This is a genomic window from uncultured Tenacibaculum sp. (genome assembly GCF_947499065.1).
GTDB lineage: Bacteria > Bacteroidota > Bacteroidia > Flavobacteriales > Flavobacteriaceae > Polaribacter.
Genome location: NZ_CANMMT010000006.1, coordinates 1 through 19,092, shown reverse-complemented (window position 1 = coordinate 19,092; position 19,092 = coordinate 1). Strand labels below are relative to the sequence as shown.

Sequence of the window (19,092 nt, the reverse complement as noted above, 5' to 3'; positions counted from 1 at the left end):
TATAGGTGTAACAATTATATTTTCTCTACTTGCATGTAATTTAGCTCTAATGGTGTTTTTCTTCCGAAAATCTTAACCATCACTTCTAATTTACGTTTTTCCTCATTAACTTTTTCAACTGTTCCGTCAAATCCATTAAAAGGTCCGTCGATTACTTTTACAGTTTCTCCAACTGAATAAGGAATTGCGACATTTTCATCTCTCACAGAAAGTTCATCTACTTTACCTAACATCCTGTTTACTTCCGATTTACGCATTGGCACAGGCTCTCCTCCTTTTGTTTCACCTAAAAAACCAATAACTCCGGTTACTGATTTAATTACGTGAGGAACCTCTCCAGCTAGGTTAGCTTCAACCATTACGTATCCTGGAAAATAAACTCTTTCTCTATTTATTTTCTTTCCGTTTCTTACTTGGATAACTTTTTCTGTTGGGACTATTACTTGATTAACATAATCTGATAATCCAAAACGAGCAATTTCAGTCTCAATATAAGTTTTAACCTTATTCTCTTGACCTCCAACAGCTCTTACAACATACCACTTCATTACTGAATTATCTGCCGCCATAATCTAAAAATTATATCTAGTTAAATTGGTTAAAAAACCAGTCTAATCCAGTATGAAAAACTTTATCAATACCTGCTACTGCTAATGCAAAAACAATTGTAAATGCAGCAACCACTACAGTTGACTTTTGAGCTTCTTCACGAGATGACCAAGTCATATTTGTATTTAATTCTTCAAAAGAATCTTTGATGTATTGTATAAATTTATTCATGTTTTTATCCTTTTAACGAGCTACAGTATTTAAACCGTAACTCGCTTTGATTTTTGCACGGATTGAGGGACTCGAACCCCCGACACCTGGTTTTGGAGACCAGTGCTCTACCAACTGAGCTAAACCCGTATTTCATTTTGAAAGGAGCCTCTCTATTTAAAGAGACTCCTTTTTTTATGCTGTAAACTAATTATTAATTAGTCTAAGATTTCAGTTACCTGACCTGCACCTACTGTTCTACCTCCTTCACGGATTGCGAACTGTAAACCAATGTTTAATGCGATTGGTTGGATTAAATCAACTGTAATAGTTAAGTTATCTCCTGGCATTACCATCTCTACTCCATCAGGTAAGTTAATGTTACCAGTTACGTCTGTTGTACGTACGTAGAATTGTGGACGGTAGTTATTATGGAATGGAGTGTGACGTCCACCTTCTTCTTTCTTTAAAACGTATACCTCAGCTTTAAATTTAGCGTGTGGAGTTACTGAACCTGGCTTACAGATTACCATACCTCTTTTAATATCTTCTTTAGCAATACCTCTTAATAAGATACCTGCGTTATCTCCAGCCTCACCTCTATCTAAGATTTGACGGAACATTTCAATACCAGTTACTGTAGAAGTTAACTTCTCAGAACCCATACCGATAATCTCTACTGGATCTCCAGAGTTGATGATTCCTGTTTCAATACGACCAGTAGCAACAGTACCACGACCTGTAATTGAGAATACATCCTCGATTGGCATTAAGAAATCTTTTTCAGTATCTCTTGGTGGCTCTTCAATCCAAGTATCAACAGCTTCCATTAATTCTAAAACTGTATCAACCCACTTTTGCTCTCCATTTAAAGCTCCTAAAGCAGAACCAGCAACAACAGGACCATTATCTCCATCGTACTCGTAGAAAGATAATAAATCTCTAACTTCCATCTCTACTAACTCTAATAACTCCTCATCATCAACCATATCAACTTTGTTTAAGAAAACAACGATACGTGGAATACCTACCTGACGTCCTAATAAGATGTGCTCACGAGTTTGTGGCATTGGACCATCTGTTGCAGCTACTACTAAGATAGCTCCATCCATTTGAGCAGCACCAGTTACCATGTTCTTTACATAATCGGCGTGACCTGGACAATCTACGTGCGCGTAGTGACGGTTTGCAGTTGCATACTCTACGTGAGAAGAGTTAATTGTTATACCTCTTTCTTTTTCTTCTGGAGCGTTATCGATTTGATCAAAAGCTCTTTGTTCAGAAAATCCTGCATCAGCTAATACTTTAGTAATTGCAGCAGTTAAAGTAGTTTTACCGTGATCTACGTGACCAATAGTACCAACATTTAAATGCGGTTTCGAACGATCATAAGTTCCTTTTGCCATGATTATTAATTTTAATTCTTAGTTAAATATATTTAGTGTTATTTTAAAACTCTTTTAAACTCTTTTCACTAAAAAAGAGCCAATGACCGGATTTGAACCGGTGACCTCATCCCTACCAAGGATGCGCTCTACCAACTGAGCTACACCGGCTTGGAATTTTAGAGCGAGAGACCGGGTTCGAACCGGCGACATTCAGCTTGGAAGGCTGACGCTCTACCAACTGAGCTACTCTCGCCTATTTAAAACCGCTAATTTAACAATTAAACCTAGATTTAAAAATCAAATTTTCAATTTTAAAAAAGTGGGGAGAGCAGGATTCGAACCTGCGAAGTCGTAAGACAACGGAGTTACAGTCCGTCCCATTTGGCCGCTCTGGAATCTCCCCAAGATTTTCAATAAAATCTTATCCGTTTTTGTTTAAGAACTTGAGCCGATGAAGGGACTCGAACCCCCGACCTGCTGATTACAAATCAGCTGCTCTAGCCAGCTGAGCTACATCGGCAATTGTTATAAAAAAACAATCCGCTATTTCTAACGGACTGCAAATGTATAAAGTAATTTTTAATTTTTAAAACTTTTTTGAAATATTTTTTATCTTTTTATGAAACCAACGAATCTCTATGTTTTTCTTTTGATTTTTTCAGGCTTCTTTTTAATGATTCAATCGCAATACTGACACCCTCTTCAAAGGTTTTTGTTTGTTTTTTTACCATCAATTCATTTCCTGGGATGTTAATTTTAATTTCTGATATTTTATTTTCTTTTTCACTAGTATTTTGAACTTTTAAAAAAACTTCTACATCTACTATCTTATCATGAAACCTTTCTAAACCTCCTACTTTCTTTTCAATGTAATCTATCAACTTTTTATCTGCTGTAAAGTTTACTGACTGCGTGAATACTTTCATAATTTTCAATCTTTAATTAGGCTCCCTAGGGTGAGCACTGTTATATACTTTCTTTATTTGCTCCAAGCTATTATGCGTATAAACTTGAGTGGAGGCTAAACTTGAATGCCCTAGTAATTCTTTAACCGAATCTAATGACGCACCATTATTAAGTAAATGTGTAGCAAAAGCATGCCTCAAGATATGTGGGCTTTTTTTTGCTTTAGTTGACACCCTACTAAAGTACGTATTTATTATTCGGTAAACAAGAGTTTCATAAATTTTAACTCCCTTTTTAGTTATCAAAAGTTCAGTTACATTTTCCAACTCATAGTCTTTTTTTAGACCAATATACTGATTCAAAGTATCTAACACCGTTGGCAACAACATTATATATCTTTCTTTATTTCTTTTTCCTAAAACCTTTATAACTTTCTTAACAAAATCAACATCTTTCTCTTTTATATTTATCAACTCTGTTCTTCTTATCCCTGTTGAATATAACAATTCTACTATTAAGCGGTCTCTTACCGATTCAAAATCGACACCTTCCTTCATAATATCTAAAACTTCTCCCACCTCCTTTTGATCAAAAGGTACTTGTATTTTTTTTTGAATCTTTAATGCTTTGTGCTTTGCCAAAGGATTTATTTTAACCTCTCCTATTTTTTGTAAAAAAGTATAGAACGTTTTTAAAGAGCTCATTTTTCTATTCACACTCCTATTTGAAATACCTTCATTTATCAAACTCACCATCCAAGGTCTAATTTGATTATAATGAATTTCTGTTAGTTCTTCTTCTTCATATTCAACCACACAAAAATCTCTAAAAGCAATTAAATCAGTTTTATATGCTTGAATTGTATGTTTTGAATACTTTTTCTCATGAGTTAAGTATTCTAGAAAAGCTTCTAATAACATTGGTAAGTTTATTTAAAATAAATGTACAAAAAAACCTGTATTGAAATCAACACAGGTTTTATATCTTTAAAATAGCTTATTACTAACCTATTTCTTCTTTTGTTCTTAAACTCTGAACGTAAGATGCTTTTATCTTCTGAGCACGCTTTACAACAGATGGCTTATTAAACTGCTTTCTGTCACGTAATTGTTTTAACGTTTTAGTGTTACTAAATTTACGCTTATAACGTTTTAACGCTCTATCGATATTCTCTCCTTCTTTTACTGGAATAATTAACATTTGTTAGCACCTCCTTTCATTGTAGTCTCTAAATTTATTATTTTAGGACTGCAAAGATACTGAGTATTTTTTAATTAACCTGCAAAAAAATTATTTTATTTTGGAGCCCAAACTGAGTAACTTTTTGGTGGCACTTGTATTTTAACCCACTTTCCTCCTTGTGTTACTGGCTCCCATGAAGAATGCCCAGTATAATCTTTAATTCGAGTATTTGACCAATTGGTTTCTATCCAACGCTCTTGCCAATGATTTGCATTGTTAATATACACTACTAAACCTGCATTATTGTGTCCATTTCTTCTTGCAATGTACTCATCATTGTCAGTATATAAGTTTGTAGTACTTCCACCTGCTAAGTTATTATGTATCCAAATTAAATTATTTAACCTTTCTTTATTTAACCATTCTTCATAATCTCTATAAAACATTGTTGGATATCCTTCATGCGTTAATATATATGCATAGGCTAACATTTTACCTCCATAAATTTCATTGGTATCATGATTTGTTACAAATGTTACTGCTTTACTAGCGTTTCTCTTCCATAACATATCTTCGTTTAACTTATTTAAGTTATTACCATCAAATGCATCTTTCATTCTATAATAACATGCAAAATCGAATGCGCTTGCTTCTGCTTGTCCTGACCACCAGTCTAAAGTACCTGCATTTCCATCCCAATATTCTCCAACTGTAAATCCTCCTACTTCATTTTTCCAATCTTTTACAACCCATGGTTCAAAACCTTTTACATAATCAAAACGCCAACCATCAAATCCCATTACATTCTTATAATATTTAGCAACTGACTCTGGGTTTTTCCATAATTCATTTTGAACCCTTACTTGGTGATGGCATAAATCTGGAAAACCTCCAAATACTCCTGTATCACTTGTATGGTTATGATTTGGATGAAAGTCATTATACGTTCGATGAAATTTTCCTGAAAGCGGTGTAAACTTTGTCCAATAGCTTTGGTTATTCACTGGATTATGTTCACTTTGCCCTCCACTGTTATGATTAATAACAATATCCGCTATTACACTTAACTGTGCCCCATGTGCAGTTGAAATCAAACTCTTTAATTCATCTTCTGAACCAAACCTTGTTTCAACACTTCCCATTTGATTATACTTTCCAAAATCAAAATAATCAAATGGATCATATCCCATAGACAAAGCCCCATTTTGCGCTTTTGTTGCTGGTGGTAACCAAATTGCATCCATTCCTGCATTACTCCAGTCTTGTACTTTACCTTTAACGGTATTCCACCAGTTCCCTCCTGCTGGTACATCCCAATAAAATGCTTGCATCATTACTCCAGTACCTATTGGTTTTAACCCTGGTCTTGCTGATGCTTGTATTATTTCTTTTTCTTGTGATTTTACATCTAATTCTTCTGATAATTCTCCTGAACATCCTAAGAAAACTGTTATGATTGGCACAAGAAACCAATGCTTTTTTTGAAGAGTTTTCATTTAATATATTTTTAAATTTGGTTTCAAGTTATACATTGAATTTCAGACCGCGAAATCGTTATAGCTCCGAAATCGTTTTCGTGTTGAAAACTTATTGACTTTTAATTTTTTTACCTCTCAAAAAGTTAATTCCATAAAAAACCACTCAATAAATGAGTGGTTATTATTTTTTACCTTTTTCGTTTCAAAGGCTATATTTTCAAAATCAATCGACTCTATAAAAAAACAATTAAGTCGCTGGCTTATACTCTTTCTTATCGATTATCATTTTTGCGATACCGAAAGTATTTTCGCAAAAAGCTAATCTAAAAACAGTGTTAAGTCGCTGGTTTATATTCTTTCTTATCGATTACCATTTTTGCGATACCGAAAGTATTTTCGCAAAAAAGTCAATCTAAAAACAGTTTTAAGTCGCTGGCTTATATTCTTTCTTATCGATTACCATTTTTGCGATAATCTCTTTTAAGATTTCAGAGGTACCACCTCCTATTGGTCCTAATCGGCTATCTCTTAACAAACGTGCTAAAGGATATTCTTCCATATAACCGTAACCTCCTAACAATTGTAATGCATCATAAATTACTTCGTCAGCCATTTTAGTCGATAATAATTTACTCATACTAGCTTCCTTTACCACATAATTACCATCATTAAGCCTCTTTGTAATTGAATAGTTATATTCTTTACACATATCTATTCTACTTGCCATCTCTGCAACTTTATGACGTAATGCTTGGAACTTATCTAATGTTTTTCCAAAAGCTTCTCTTTCGCTCATATACTGCACTACATAATCTAAAGCATACTCTGCTCTTGCATGAGCATTAACTCCCATTACTAGACGTTCTAAAGCAAAGTGCTGCATAATGTAAGGAAAACCTTTTCCTTCTTCTCCCATTAAATTTTCTGCTGGTATCACTACATTATCAAAAGCTATTTCTGCTGTATCTGATGCTCTCCATCCTAATTTATCTAATTTTGTTGATGATATCCCTGGTGTATCTCTATCTACAACAAAAATACTCATCCCTTTATGCTTATCTTCTGGATTTGTTTTTGCAGCCACAACTAAGTAATCTGAATACACCCCATTTGTAATAAACGTTTTTGATCCATTTATTACATAAGTATCTCCATCTTTTATGGCTGTAGTTCTCATTCCTGCCACATCACTTCCTCCAAATGGTTCTGATATACATAAACATCCTATTTTTTCTCCATCTATACTTGGAGTTAAATATTCTCTCTTAATTCTATCATCTCCCTCTTTATTTAAATGTGTCATTGCCAAATATGCATGCGCCCACATATTTGCTGCAAAACCTCCTGAGTTTATTTTTTGCAGCTCTTCTAAAAAGATTACGGTATAAAAAAGATCAAGGTTTAATCCTCCATATTCTTCTGGTTGATTTAAACCAAAGTATCCCATTTCTCCGAATTTCTTCCAAATAAAACGTTCAACTGTTCCTTCTTTTTCCCATTTATCTATATAAGGAGAAACCTCCTTTTGTAAAAACTCCTTAAAGCTTTGACGAAACGCCTCGTGTTCTTCAGTAAAATACATACTGTATATATTTTGTTGTTGTTTGTTTATTTTGCTTCCAAATATAAAACTATTCTCTCGTATTTCTCTACTGGGAATCCATCTATATTTTTTAATTCTGATATATCTTGTAATTCTGCTACTTCATCTCTGTATTCAAAAATCTTTTTACATAAATCGTAATCTATATATGGGTTTTTAAGCACTTCTTTAAACGTAGCCGTATTTACATTTATTTTTTCAATAGTGGGTTTTCTATCTATTTTAAACTTTGATAAAATATCATTGATTATTTCTTTATCTAACCCCCAAACTTCATTCAATTGCTCTTTATAAGTATAGCCTTGTATTTTCTTTCTATATTTTAAAATACGTTCAGCAATAATCTCACCAACTCCATTTACTGTTTCAAAATCTTTTTTTGTTGCTTTATTTATATCATTAGTTGAAACTAATTTCACTTTATTTTCAATAATATTAGATTCTATCTTACTTCTATTAACAAACAAAGCTTTCTTTTCTTTTCCCCGTTTATTTCTATTAATAACCCAATCTGGAAATTTAAAGTATGGAGCTATCTTATTTAACAGACTATCGGACACCTCAGTTACTTTTTGGAACTCTTTTTTTGAATTCACATACCTATTTAAACCTCTATAAGCATGTAACCTACCTATTTCTTCTATAGACATTCCCAACTGATATCCTTTGTAATCGGTAATGTAATTTGGATTGAAAGGGTATAACTTAAACTTTCTTTTTTCTATAGCTACTCTTTTTAAGCTGTCAATCTTATTTTTAAAAACTAATAACTCCTCTGTATCATCGTTAATTATATTGCTTGAAGAAAAGTCTACAAACAAATAAATACTTTGCAATACAACTATAAGTATTATTAAAAAGAAAATCCCATTTCTTTGGCGTTTGTTATACCAGAAATGGGATTTAATATTTTTCATCGTTTTTCTTTTTTAGCTTTTTATCGCATCAAGATAACGTTTTAATTGTTTTTTTACAATTGGGAATAAGAAATATAATCCTACCATATTAGGGAAAATCATCGCAAAAATCATTGCATCTGAGAATTTCCAGATAGATCCCATACTTGCTGCTGCTCCAATAATTACAAAAATTAAGAACAATACTTTATATGTTAAATCTGCAGCCTTACCTCTACCAAATAAGAATTTCCAAGATTGTAATCCATAGTAAGACCAAGAAATCATTGTAGAAACCGCAAATAACACTACTGCTATTGTTAAGAACACATTAGAATAAGGTATATATTGAGCAAAAGCTTTTGATGTAATTCCTGCTCCTTCATATGCTACTCCATCAATTAATACTGCTCCAGAACCGTTTCCTCCATATTGAAATACAGCACCATCTCCACCTCCGAAGTTAAAGATAATAATTACTAAAGCTGTCATAGTACAAATAACAACAGTATCAATAAATGGCTCTAATAATGCTACTAATCCTTCTGAAGCAGAATACTTAGTTTTTACAGCAGAGTGTGCAATTGAAGCCGAACCAGCTCCTGCCTCATTCGAAAATGCAGCTCTTTGGAATCCTACTAATAACACTCCCATTATAGTACCTACTCCCATTGCAGTAGGACTGAATGCTTCTTTAAAAATTAATCCAAAAGCATCATCGATAAAACTAAAGTTACTTAATATAATATATAAACAAGCTATTAAGTACATTACTGCCATAAAAGGTACAACCTTCTCTGTTACTGAAGCAATTCTTTTGATACCTCCAATAATAATAATACCTACTAAAACAGCTAAAACTACTCCAATGATAGCTCCAGCACTAGTACTTTCTAACCCTAATAATTCTTTTAAAACAATTGTAGCTTGATTTGACTGTGCTGCATTACCACCACCAAAAGAACCTCCAATACAGAAAATAGCAAAAAATATAGCTGCTACCTTTCCTAACATTTCGAAACCTCTCTCTTTTAAACCTTTACTTATATAGTACATTGGTCCTCCATATACAGTACCATCACTACCTACATCTCTATATTGAACTCCTAAAGTACACTCTACAAATTTTGTAGACATTCCTAATAATCCACAAACAATCATCCAAAATGTAGCTCCAGGCCCTCCTAAAGCAATTGCTAAAGCAACTCCTGCTATATTTCCGTTTCCTACTGTACCTGAAACTGCTGTTGCTAGTGCTTGGAAATGCGAAACCTCTCCTTCTTCACTCTCATCTCTAATTGTTTCAATTGAATCTCCACCTGGAGTAACATCCCCATAAGCTGGTTCTACTACTGCATGATCTACTTCATCATATTTTCCTCTTACAACATTAATAGCTGTTTTAAAGTGAAGGATATTTGGAAATTTAAAATATATTGTAAAAAATAACGCACTTCCTACTAGTAATATTAATACAAAAGGAATTCCAAAAACTTGAAAGAAAATAGCGTTAAAAAAAGTATCAGCAATTGGTTGAAACGCTTCATCAATTTGTTGGTCTAAACCTTTTTCTTGTGCAAATGTTAACATCGGTACTATCATTAGTAGTAACGTGAGAAGTTTTTTATTCATGATTTTTGTGTTGGTTTTTTTGAATTAGTAGCCCGCAATATCTTAAAAAAATGTACTTTCAACAAGTTTTAATCGTTAAATGTAATTTTTACTTAAGATTTATTTAAAATTTTAACGGTTTTTATTTATTTATTTTTAAGAAAACTCATATCAATTTACTAGAACAACTCTCTAAGTTTTATAATTTGTTCTGGACGGCCTAATACAATCAAATTTGCTCCTGCTGTTAATCTTACAGAAGCTTCTGGGTTAATAATATATTCTTTCTCTAAAGTCCTGTACCCTATCACAGTACAACCTGTTTTTTTTCGTAAATCTAAATCTAAAATAGTCTTATCTAAATATTCATGAGGTAAATTATCAATAGCTATTTCTTCTAAATTCGCTGTAGTATCTCCTTCTATTGTTAGCCTGTCTACAAACTCAATAACATCTGGAGTAACTACCAAAGAAGCCATATGTGCTCCGCCTAACTTATCTGGCATAATTACATTATCTGCCCCAGCTATCTTAAGTTTATTGTAAGAGGTTTCCTTAGAAGCTCTACTTATTATTTTACAATTTTTATTTAGTTGATTTGCAGTTAACACAACAAATAAGTTATCTGCATCCGAAGGCAAAGCCGTAATTAAGTTACTAGCATTTAAAATTCCTGCTCGTATTAGCGTTTCATCTGTAGTTGCATCTCCTTCAATATTCAAGACTCCTTTTTCATCAAGTAATTTAATTATACTCTCATCCTTCTCTACTACTACAAAATCCTTCTTATAACTATTTAGTTTTGAAATTGCTTGTTTTCCATTTCTTCCAAAACCACAAACTATTGTATGCCCTTGTAATTTTTCTATTTTTTTTTGCACTTTTTTTATTTTTAAACGGTGAAAAAATTGCCCACTTATTAAATATTCTGAAAATGACGATACCGCATATCCGAAAATAAAAAGACTCGATAATATTAATCCTATTGTAAAAACCTTTTCTCCTGTTCCAAATGGATGTACTTCACCAAAACCAATGGTAGTTATGGTTATTACAGTCATATACAAAGCATCAATAAAAGAGTAATTAAACAACAAAGTATACCCAACTACACCAATTGCTAAAATTAGTATTGAGAAAAAGATGGCTTTATATAACCTTGACCGAAATACCCTTTTTATCATAAATCAAATACCGAAGTTCTTTTTGTATAAATCATATCTTTTAATCTTAATAAAAATGCTAGAATTAAATAGACTCCAAAAGACAATCCTATTGTTACAAAAGACATATAAATAAAAAACAAACGTACATTACTCGTTCTGATTCCTAAACGATCTGCAAACCTTGAAGATACAGCAAAACCATGTCGTTCAAAAAAATGACGTACCGAGTCAATTAATTTCATATTAATCCGTTTTTATGGCAAGATACCAATTTACAGCGATTTGTTAATAACATCGGTATTAAAATAAGTTTGGTTTTGGTAACTTTGCTTTTTTCTGAAAAATAGGCACTTTGAAAGAACAAGAATATATTGAGGTATACGGAGCTAGGGCTCACAACTTAAAAAACATCGACGTAAAAATACCACGTGAAAAGCTAGTTGTTATTACTGGCTTGAGTGGTAGTGGTAAATCTTCTTTAGCATTTGACACTATTTATGCTGAAGGCCAACGTAGATACATTGAAACTTTTTCTGCTTATGCTCGTCAATTCTTGGGCGGATTAGAAAGACCTGATGTAGATAAAATAGATGGTCTTTCTCCTGTTATTTCGATTGAACAAAAAACTACTAACAAAAGTCCTCGTTCTACTGTAGGTACTATTACTGAAATTTACGATTTTTTACGTTTACTTTTCTCTCGTGCTGCCGATGCCTATTCTTACAATACTGGAGAAAAAATGGTGAGTTATTCTGACCAACAAATAAAAGATCTGATTCTTAAAGATTTTGCCGATAAACGTATTGCTATTCTTGCTCCTTTAATTAAATCTAGAAAAGGACATTATCGTGAGTTATTTGAACAAATTTCTAAACAAGGTTTTGTTCGTGTTCGCGTTGATGGTGAAATTAGAGAAATTGAAAAAGGAATGAAACTAGATCGGTACAAAACTCACGATATTGAAGTAGTTATTGATCGATTAGTTGTTAATCCTTCTGCCGATAAAAGACTTGAAGAAACTATTAAAACAGCATTATATACTGGTAATAATATTTTAATGGTTATTGATGTTGATGATGAAAAGCCTCGTTATTTTAGTAGAGAGTTGATGTGTCCTACATCTGGAATTGCTTACCCAAACCCAGAACCAAACACATTTTCTTTTAACTCACCAAAAGGAGCTTGTTCTCATTGTAATGGACTAGGAATTACGAATGAAATCAATCAATTAAAAATAATTCCAGATGCTAGCATTTCAATAAAGAATGGTGGAATTATTCCTTTAGGAGAACAAAAAAATAGTTGGATTTTTAAGCAACTACAAAGTATTGCTGAACGATATAAGTTCAAATTAAGCGACCCTATTAATAAAATTCCTAAAGAGGCCATGGAAATTATTTTAAATGGTGGCAAGGAAAAATTTGAAATAAAATCTAAAGCTGCTGGGGTTACTAGAAAATATGAAATTGATTTTGAAGGGATTATTTCTTTTATCCAAAATCAATATAAAAACGCTGAAAGTTCAACTATAAAAAGATGGGCTAAAGGCTTTATGGACGAAGTTAAATGTTCAACTTGTGAAGGTAAGCGATTAAAAAAAGAAGCCCTTCACTTTAAAATTACTGATAAAAGCATTAGTGATTTAGCACAAATGGATGTTGTTGAATTAGCGAATTGGTTTTCTACCATAGAAGATAAGTTAACAGAAAAACAACTAACCATCGCATCAGAAATTTTAAAAGAAATTAGAACTAGAGTTCAGTTTTTATTGGATGTTGGTCTTGATTATTTAACCATTGACAGAACATCTAAATCATTATCTGGTGGCGAAGCGCAACGTATTCGTTTAGCAACGCAAATTGGTTCTCAACTTGTAGGTGTATTATATATTTTAGATGAACCTAGTATTGGGTTACATCAACGAGATAACGAAAAGTTAATTCAATCTCTTATAAAATTAAGAGATGTTGGAAATTCTGTTTTAGTTGTAGAACACGACAAAGACATGATTGAACAAGCCGACTTCGTATTAGACATAGGCCCTGGTGCCGGACGTCATGGAGGTGAAATTGTTAGTGAAGGAACTTTTGACGATTTAAAATCTCATAGTACTTTAACTGCAGATTATTTGACTGAAAGAAAAGAAATCGCTGTTCCTAAAGAAAGAAGAAAAGGAAACGGGAACTTTATCAAGCTTACAGGAGCTACGGGTAATAACTTAAAAAATGTTAGTGTTACTTTTCCTCTTGGACAAATGATTTGTGTTACAGGTGTTTCTGGTAGTGGAAAATCTACCTTAATCAACGAAACCCTTTATCCTATTTTAAATGCTCATATTTATCGTGGTGTAAAAAAACCTATGCCTTATAAAAAGATTGAAGGTTTAGAGCATATTGATAAAGTTATTGATATTGACCAATCACCAATTGGAAGAACCCCAAGGTCTAACCCCGCCACTTATACAGGTACTTTTGGAGAAATTAGAAGTTTGTTTGCAAAAACTCCTGAAGCTTCAATTAGAGGTTATAAACCTGGTCGCTTTAGTTTTAATGTAAAAGGTGGTCGTTGTGAAACTTGTCAAGGTGGTGGAGTACGTGTTATTGAAATGAACTTTTTACCAGATGTTCATGTAGAATGCGAAACTTGTCAAGGAAAACGTTTTAATAGAGAAACTTTAGAAATTAGATATAAAGGAAAATCTATTTCTGATGTTTTAGAGATGACCATTAATGAAGCTACTGAGTTTTTCGAACACATTCCTAAAATATTCAGAAAATTAAAAACTATTAAAGATGTTGGTTTAGGCTATATTACACTAGGACAACAATCTACTACACTTTCTGGTGGAGAAGCACAACGTATAAAACTAGCTACTGAATTATCTAAAAGAGATACAGGTAATACCTTCTATATTCTAGACGAACCAACAACTGGTTTACATTTTGAAGATATTCGTGTTTTAATGGATGTATTAAACCGATTAACCGACAAAGGAAATACTGTTTTAATTATTGAGCATAACCTTGATGTTATTAAACTTGCCGATCATATTATTGATGTTGGTATGGAAGGTGGTAAAGGTGGTGGACAAATTTTAACCACAGGTTCTCCTGAAAAAGTAGCAAAACATAAAACTAGTTATACCGCCAAGTTTTTAAAGAAAGAACTAAACTAGATTGTTAATCTAGTTTAGTTAATAATTCTTTCGCTTCTTTATGTTTAAAATAGTTGTTTTCTATAATGAATTTCAACTCTTTTTTAGCTTTATTTAATTGGTTCGCTTTTATAAATAACAAGCTTTTATACCAATATCCTTTTTGAGCATCTAATAAATCACCATTTATTAAACTATTCAAAGTTTCTTCTGCTTCTTGAAATTTTTGAACTTCTATTTGACAAACAGCTGTATATAAATAAATAGATGCGGTATTTTTGTTACTTGCTAATTCTTTTATAAAAATAGGTAAAGCTTCAGTATACTTTTTCCCTTTAAAATAAGCTTCAGCTTCTACTAACCTTTTAACAGATTCTTCTTCTCCTCTGGTTACAGTTGAATATATTTCATTTTGCTGAATATACTCCGTATACAACTCATTTGGTGTAGATTTAACCGTAAAAAACAAGCTATACCCCACAAAAAGCAGCGCTATACTGGCAGCCGCAAAATAAACTAACTTTACTGTATTTCTACTAGGCTTCTTATACTCATTATGAGCTATTGATATTGACTCTTTAATCTTGTTTATTTCATCACTTCTAAAAATACTCTCAACCTCTTCAAATTCATCTAAATTTACATTTTCAGAAAAACTCCAATCGTTTTCATTTAATGTTTCAAAAAGTTGTTTTTCAAAAACCACTTTCTCTTTAAAAGTCAAATCTCTAGACATTCTTTCTAAAAAACTTTTTCTTTCAGAATCAGAAAGTTCATTTTTTAAGTACTTCTCTACTAATATGTCTTCCTCTAAACTCATAATTCTATTAATGAATTATATCTAATATCATTTTTAATTAACTCTGTAAGCTTTTTTTTACATTTAAAAACTCGCTGCCTTACTACAGTTTCAGAGTTATAATCTGTGCTCTCTACTATTTCAGAATAAGGGACTTTTGCAAAAAAATAAGATAATATTTTTCTACAATTTTCCGAAATCATATTTAACTTTTCTATAAACAACTCTTGCCTTTTCAATTCTAAGTATGCTAATGAATTATCTCGTTCTTCACTTGCTAGTTCAATAACTTCATCATTTGTTACCTTATTTTTATGTTTATTTAGCTCTCTACGCCATAAATTTTTACATACGGTATACAAATACGCATTAAAACTAGATTTTATTTCAAATTTCTCTTTCTTATATCTAACAGCAATTTGGAGTAATGCTTTCTGAAAAATATCTTCAGCATCTGCAACTCCTCCTTTATTTTGAAGCACAAACTTTTTTACAGAAGTAAAATTCTCTTGATAAATAACAATTATTTTTTTAGAGTCCCCATCAACAAGTGCTTTTAAAAAAACGTCTCCCATTATTTTAAATAATTATTGATAGGCTAAAATAAACTTTTATATTTGAAACGGGTAACATTTTTTGTTCTTAGGAACAGAGAGGTAAGAAAACAAAATATAACAAATTATGAAAAGTAAAAAACTTACACAATTAATTATTTTAATCTCTTTAAGTATTTTAATATTCAGTTTTACTACTTATAACCACGAAAAACCTAAAAGTAACGTTACAAAAACAAATATTAAAAGTACAGCAGGAACTTCAATTGCCTTATTAGTTTACCCTTTTGGTTTAACAGCAGCAGAAAAAAAAAATAGAAGAAATTGTTTAGCTAATAAACTTAGTAATTTTAAATCAAGCGTTACTGTACTAGAACAATGTAGTTCAAATCCAAATGCAGAGTTAGTTAGATTTTCTGGAGTTATAATTTTACGTCCTACCAACGGAGCAAATGTTAATGACCCTAATGAAGGTAGTGTTTTTAACTCCCAATTTATTAGCTCTATTGATTTAGAAGTGAAAGCTAATGAATGTGGTATAAATACCGCTTCTATATTTGTTGATTGTGATGGATTTAGTCAATTTCAAATTGGTGGTGGGTTCTAAATTAAAATATTTATCACCCTTATTATTTCTAGCTCTAATCCTATCTTCACATAAGATTAGAGCTCAGTTTAGTTATAAAAAAATAGTCTCTCTTGCTAAAACAATCAATTTCAATGAACAAAAGATTGATAGTATATTAAATACTATTTCTGAACCTAAAACATATGCTAAAGTTGCCCATAACTTTTCATTTTACTTATATAGAAATAAAAAAAAATATGATTTAGCCATTAAATATGGAGCTATTGAAATAGACATATTAACTAAAGAAAATATTTTCACAAAAGAATACACCAATGCCTTATATAATATGGGACGGTTTTATCATGAAAATGAAAATTATAATAAGGCTATTGAGTATTATAACAAGGCTATACAAACTAATATTTTCCCTCTCAAAATTGCTCAATCTTATTGTCAAATAGGCGAATGTTATTTTAGGAAAGGTGACTTTTTCAAATCTATTGAATATTATACTCGAGGTATTCCTATAATTGAGAAAACCAATCTAGATGTAAGTAAAATTGTTCAATATGTAAGGTTTTCAAACAACTGTAACAAAATGAATAATGAATATGCTACTCATTTAGGTTTAAAATACTTACATAAAGGTGACAGTATAATTAAGAATTCTGAAAAAAAAATTCATAATCGGTATGTTTATGCTGTTAATAATGGACTTGCTAATTTATACTCTTTAAAACATCAATTCGATTTCAAAAAAGCCAACTTTTATTATAAACAAAATCTAACTAATGCTCTTAAAGAAAAAGATTCTTTTTCTTTAAGTTATACTTACCTAAATATTGGTGAACTTTACCTAAACAAAAAAGCTGACAGCTGTCTTTTTTATTTAAGAAAGAGTATTAATTATGATCAATTTGATAAAATAAATTATGCTGAAGTTTATAGAAACATTGCTAGATATTATAACAATAAAAGAAACTATAAAAAAGCATTAAAAAACATTAATCTATCAATTATTAATAATTTAAAAATTGATAGTCTTAATGAGGTTGATGATTCAAATCAATATAGTACAATTTTATCACAAGATAAGAGGTCATTATTCAGTGCTCTTAAACTAAAAAGTAAAATTCTTTTAAACTTCTATCACCAAACAAAGAATATTGATTTTCTAAAAAAAGGGATAACCAACATTCATTTATCTAACAAAATAATAAATACAATTTTACATTCTCACTTTGCTTCAAACACAAAATTTCTTTGGAGAAAAGAAGTTGCTGAAACTTTAGATTTGGGAATTGAAATTGCTGAAATTTTAAACGACAAAAAATCAATCTTCAAATTTATTGAAAGTGATAGGGCTTTTATTTTAACACAAGACATTACAAGTAATAATAAAAGTGCATCTTTATCTAAAAAAGTTTCAGACAGAGATATTAAGTTCCGTAAAAAAATTTATGCTTTAGAAACTGTATTAAAATCTAAAAACACTACGTTAAATGATTCTCTACTGGATTTAAAGTTTTCCTATAATAAATTTAGAGACTCTTTACTTATTACCTCTCCAGAATATTTTGAAAACAGGAATAATATTGAGCTTATAACTCTTAAACAAGCTCAAGTTAATTTAGCAAAAAACTCCGTTATATTATCCTATAATATCGCAAGTGACAACACAAAAATATCGGCATTAGTAATTTCAAAAGACACTGTTATTTCTCATAACTCGTTATTAACCAACCAACACCTTGATATTATAAAAAATTATACGAAGTTTATTTCTCAACCTTTAACAAAAGCCTCTGATTTTAAAAAATTCCAATCTTACTCATATCAATTATACAATCTATTATTTGCTACAGAAGAAATAAAAAAACTTACTACACATAAAGATCTTATAATAACTACAGATGGGATTATTCAAAACATACCTTTTGAAGCACTAAACACCTCCAAAGAAAATTTAAACTACCTTATTGAAAAAAATAATATTAGTTATGTTTATTCTTTATCTTTTTTAAATTTTAATAATTCAGTTAAAAGAGAACAAGAAATAAATTTTACCGGTTATGCTCCAGTTACTTTCACCAATAATTTATCTCCTCTTAAATATTCTAAAAATGAACTAACAGAGATTAATAAAATACTTAAAGGAGAACCTTTTTTTGATGAAGAAGCCACTAAAGAACATTTCTTAAAAACCTCTTCTAAATCAAAAATCATCCATCTAGCAACCCATGCTAAATCATCTTATAACCCTAGTATTTTTTTTAGAAAGGATTCTATTCAATTACATGAGTTATATACTTATAAAAATAATGCTGACTTAGTTGTTTTAAGTGCTTGCGAAACTAGTTTAGGAGAAATCAAAGAAGGTGAAGGCGTACTAAGTTTAGCTAGAGGCTTCTTTTATTCAGGAGCTAACTCTGTTATTTCGTCTCTTTGGAATGTTAATGACTCTTCTACCTCTTTCTTAATGGAAAAATTTTACGCTAACCTGAACAAAGGACAATCTAAAGTTCTTGCATTAAATAATGCTAAAAGATCTTATTTACAAACACATACCTTATCTGAAAAGTCTCCTTATTATTGGGCTTCATTTATTTTAATTGGCGATACTACTGAAACTTTTAGCAATCATTATTTTTACTACATAGTCCCTACTATCTTAGTTTTACTATTAATTTTATTTTTTTTAAAAAAAAGGGGGTAACAAATTTAAAAACGATGAACAGTATTGAAAATAACACTTAAGAAAAGAAAAACATCGTTATATATTGGGAATATTACTATGAAAGAAATTTGAAAAAAATTGCTATGAAAAACAAAACCTTAAATTAAATAATTCAATTTCGTTTTAGTTCAAAAAAATTAAAGATTACTAAAAAAGACTACCATATCTTTTTTAGTGATACTACAGGCTATATAATTTTGCTTTAACATATAAAAATATAACTTTTGAAAGACACATTAATCAATTTAGTACAAAGATTATTACGAAAAAATCGCATATCCTTTGACA

At 31.0% G+C, this 19,092-nt stretch carries 17 protein-coding genes and 5 tRNA genes; 3 read left to right on the top strand and 19 right to left on the bottom strand.

Annotated elements, in window-relative coordinates:
• Positions 1-14: 14 nt before the first annotated feature.
• The 17 genes from nusG to Q0958_RS12640 all read right to left on the bottom strand — a co-directional run bounded on the left by nusG (position 15) and on the right by Q0958_RS12640 (position 11,231).
• Positions 15-569 carry a transcription termination/antitermination protein NusG gene (gene nusG / locus Q0958_RS12720; protein WP_150900588.1) on the bottom strand — a complete coding sequence of 185 codons (555 nt, stop codon included), beginning with the start codon at positions 567-569 and terminating at the stop codon, positions 15-17.
• A 16-nt stretch (positions 570-585) separates the two neighbouring features.
• Positions 586-780, bottom strand: a complete 195-nt coding sequence (gene secE, locus Q0958_RS12715; protein WP_272150239.1) for a preprotein translocase subunit SecE — start codon at positions 778-780, stop codon at positions 586-588.
• A 56-nt stretch (positions 781-836) separates the two neighbouring features.
• Positions 837-909, bottom strand: a tRNA-Trp gene (locus Q0958_RS12710).
• Positions 910-977: 68 nt separating this feature from the next.
• Complete coding sequence (gene tuf / locus Q0958_RS12705; RefSeq protein WP_150900585.1) at positions 978-2,165, bottom strand: elongation factor Tu; 1,188 nt, start codon at positions 2,163-2,165, stop codon at positions 978-980.
• A gap of 77 nt (positions 2,166-2,242) precedes the next feature.
• Positions 2,243-2,315, bottom strand: a tRNA-Thr gene (locus Q0958_RS12700).
• A gap of 12 nt (positions 2,316-2,327) precedes the next feature.
• Positions 2,328-2,400, bottom strand: a tRNA-Gly gene (locus Q0958_RS12695).
• A gap of 67 nt (positions 2,401-2,467) precedes the next feature.
• Positions 2,468-2,550: transfer RNA gene (locus tag Q0958_RS12690), tRNA-Tyr, on the bottom strand.
• A gap of 43 nt (positions 2,551-2,593) precedes the next feature.
• Positions 2,594-2,667, bottom strand: a tRNA-Thr gene (locus tag Q0958_RS12685).
• Between the two features lie 97 nt (positions 2,668-2,764).
• A complete protein-coding gene (locus Q0958_RS12680) occupies positions 2,765-3,073 on the bottom strand; it encodes an HPF/RaiA family ribosome-associated protein (RefSeq protein ID WP_272150237.1) in 309 nt (102 codons plus the stop codon).
• Positions 3,074-3,085: 12 nt separating this feature from the next.
• Positions 3,086-3,973: a tyrosine-type recombinase/integrase gene (locus tag Q0958_RS12675; RefSeq protein WP_299123647.1), complete on the bottom strand. Its 888-nt coding sequence runs from the start codon at positions 3,971-3,973 to the stop codon at positions 3,086-3,088.
• Positions 3,974-4,055: 82 nt separating this feature from the next.
• Complete coding sequence (rpsU, locus tag Q0958_RS12670) at positions 4,056-4,253, bottom strand: 30S ribosomal protein S21 (protein WP_150900580.1); 198 nt, start codon at positions 4,251-4,253, stop codon at positions 4,056-4,058.
• Positions 4,254-4,348: 95 nt separating this feature from the next.
• Positions 4,349-5,731, bottom strand: coding sequence for an alpha-amylase (locus Q0958_RS12665; protein ID WP_299123644.1), 1,383 nt, complete (start codon positions 5,729-5,731; stop codon positions 4,349-4,351).
• A gap of 406 nt (positions 5,732-6,137) precedes the next feature.
• Complete coding sequence (locus Q0958_RS12660; RefSeq protein WP_299124025.1) at positions 6,138-7,304, bottom strand: acyl-CoA dehydrogenase family protein; 1,167 nt, start codon at positions 7,302-7,304, stop codon at positions 6,138-6,140.
• Between the two features lie 17 nt (positions 7,305-7,321).
• Complete coding sequence (locus Q0958_RS12655; protein WP_299123642.1) at positions 7,322-8,233, bottom strand: helix-hairpin-helix domain-containing protein; 912 nt, start codon at positions 8,231-8,233, stop codon at positions 7,322-7,324.
• A 12-nt stretch (positions 8,234-8,245) separates the two neighbouring features.
• Positions 8,246-9,844 (bottom strand): alanine/glycine:cation symporter family protein, encoded by a 1,599-nt coding sequence (locus Q0958_RS12650; protein ID WP_272150233.1) that lies wholly within the window; start codon positions 9,842-9,844, stop codon positions 8,246-8,248.
• Positions 9,845-10,002: 158 nt separating this feature from the next.
• On the bottom strand, positions 10,003-11,007 hold the full coding sequence (locus tag Q0958_RS12645) for a potassium channel protein (RefSeq protein ID WP_272150232.1): 1,005 nt from the start codon (positions 11,005-11,007) through the stop codon (positions 10,003-10,005).
• Positions 11,004-11,231, bottom strand: a complete 228-nt coding sequence (locus Q0958_RS12640; RefSeq protein WP_272150231.1) for a PspC domain-containing protein — start codon at positions 11,229-11,231, stop codon at positions 11,004-11,006. Before Q0958_RS12640 ends, Q0958_RS12645 begins: the two co-directional genes overlap by 4 nt.
• A gap of 110 nt (positions 11,232-11,341) precedes the next feature.
• On the opposite strand from Q0958_RS12640, the gene uvrA reads away from it, so the two are divergent.
• Positions 11,342-14,164 carry an excinuclease ABC subunit UvrA gene (gene uvrA / locus Q0958_RS12635; protein ID WP_299123633.1) on the top strand — a complete coding sequence of 941 codons (2,823 nt, stop codon included), beginning with the start codon at positions 11,342-11,344 and terminating at the stop codon, positions 14,162-14,164.
• 4 nt (positions 14,165-14,168) lie between these two features.
• Here uvrA and Q0958_RS12630 read toward each other — a convergent pair whose 3' ends face one another.
• Entirely contained in the window at positions 14,169-14,963 is a 795-nt protein-coding gene (locus Q0958_RS12630) for a hypothetical protein (RefSeq protein WP_299123631.1), read from the bottom strand.
• Positions 14,960-15,517 carry a sigma-70 family RNA polymerase sigma factor gene (locus Q0958_RS12625; protein WP_299123629.1) on the bottom strand — a complete coding sequence of 186 codons (558 nt, stop codon included), beginning with the start codon at positions 15,515-15,517 and terminating at the stop codon, positions 14,960-14,962. The genes Q0958_RS12630 and Q0958_RS12625 overlap by 4 nt, the downstream gene beginning before the upstream one ends.
• A 106-nt stretch (positions 15,518-15,623) precedes the next feature.
• On the opposite strand from Q0958_RS12625, the gene Q0958_RS12620 reads away from it, so the two are divergent.
• A complete protein-coding gene (locus tag Q0958_RS12620; RefSeq protein WP_299123625.1) occupies positions 15,624-16,103 on the top strand; it encodes a hypothetical protein in 480 nt (159 codons plus the stop codon).
• Positions 16,066-18,783, top strand: a complete 2,718-nt coding sequence (locus Q0958_RS12615; protein WP_299124024.1) for a CHAT domain-containing protein — start codon at positions 16,066-16,068, stop codon at positions 18,781-18,783. Before Q0958_RS12620 ends, Q0958_RS12615 begins: the two co-directional genes overlap by 38 nt.
• Positions 18,784-19,092: the final 309 nt, after the last annotated feature.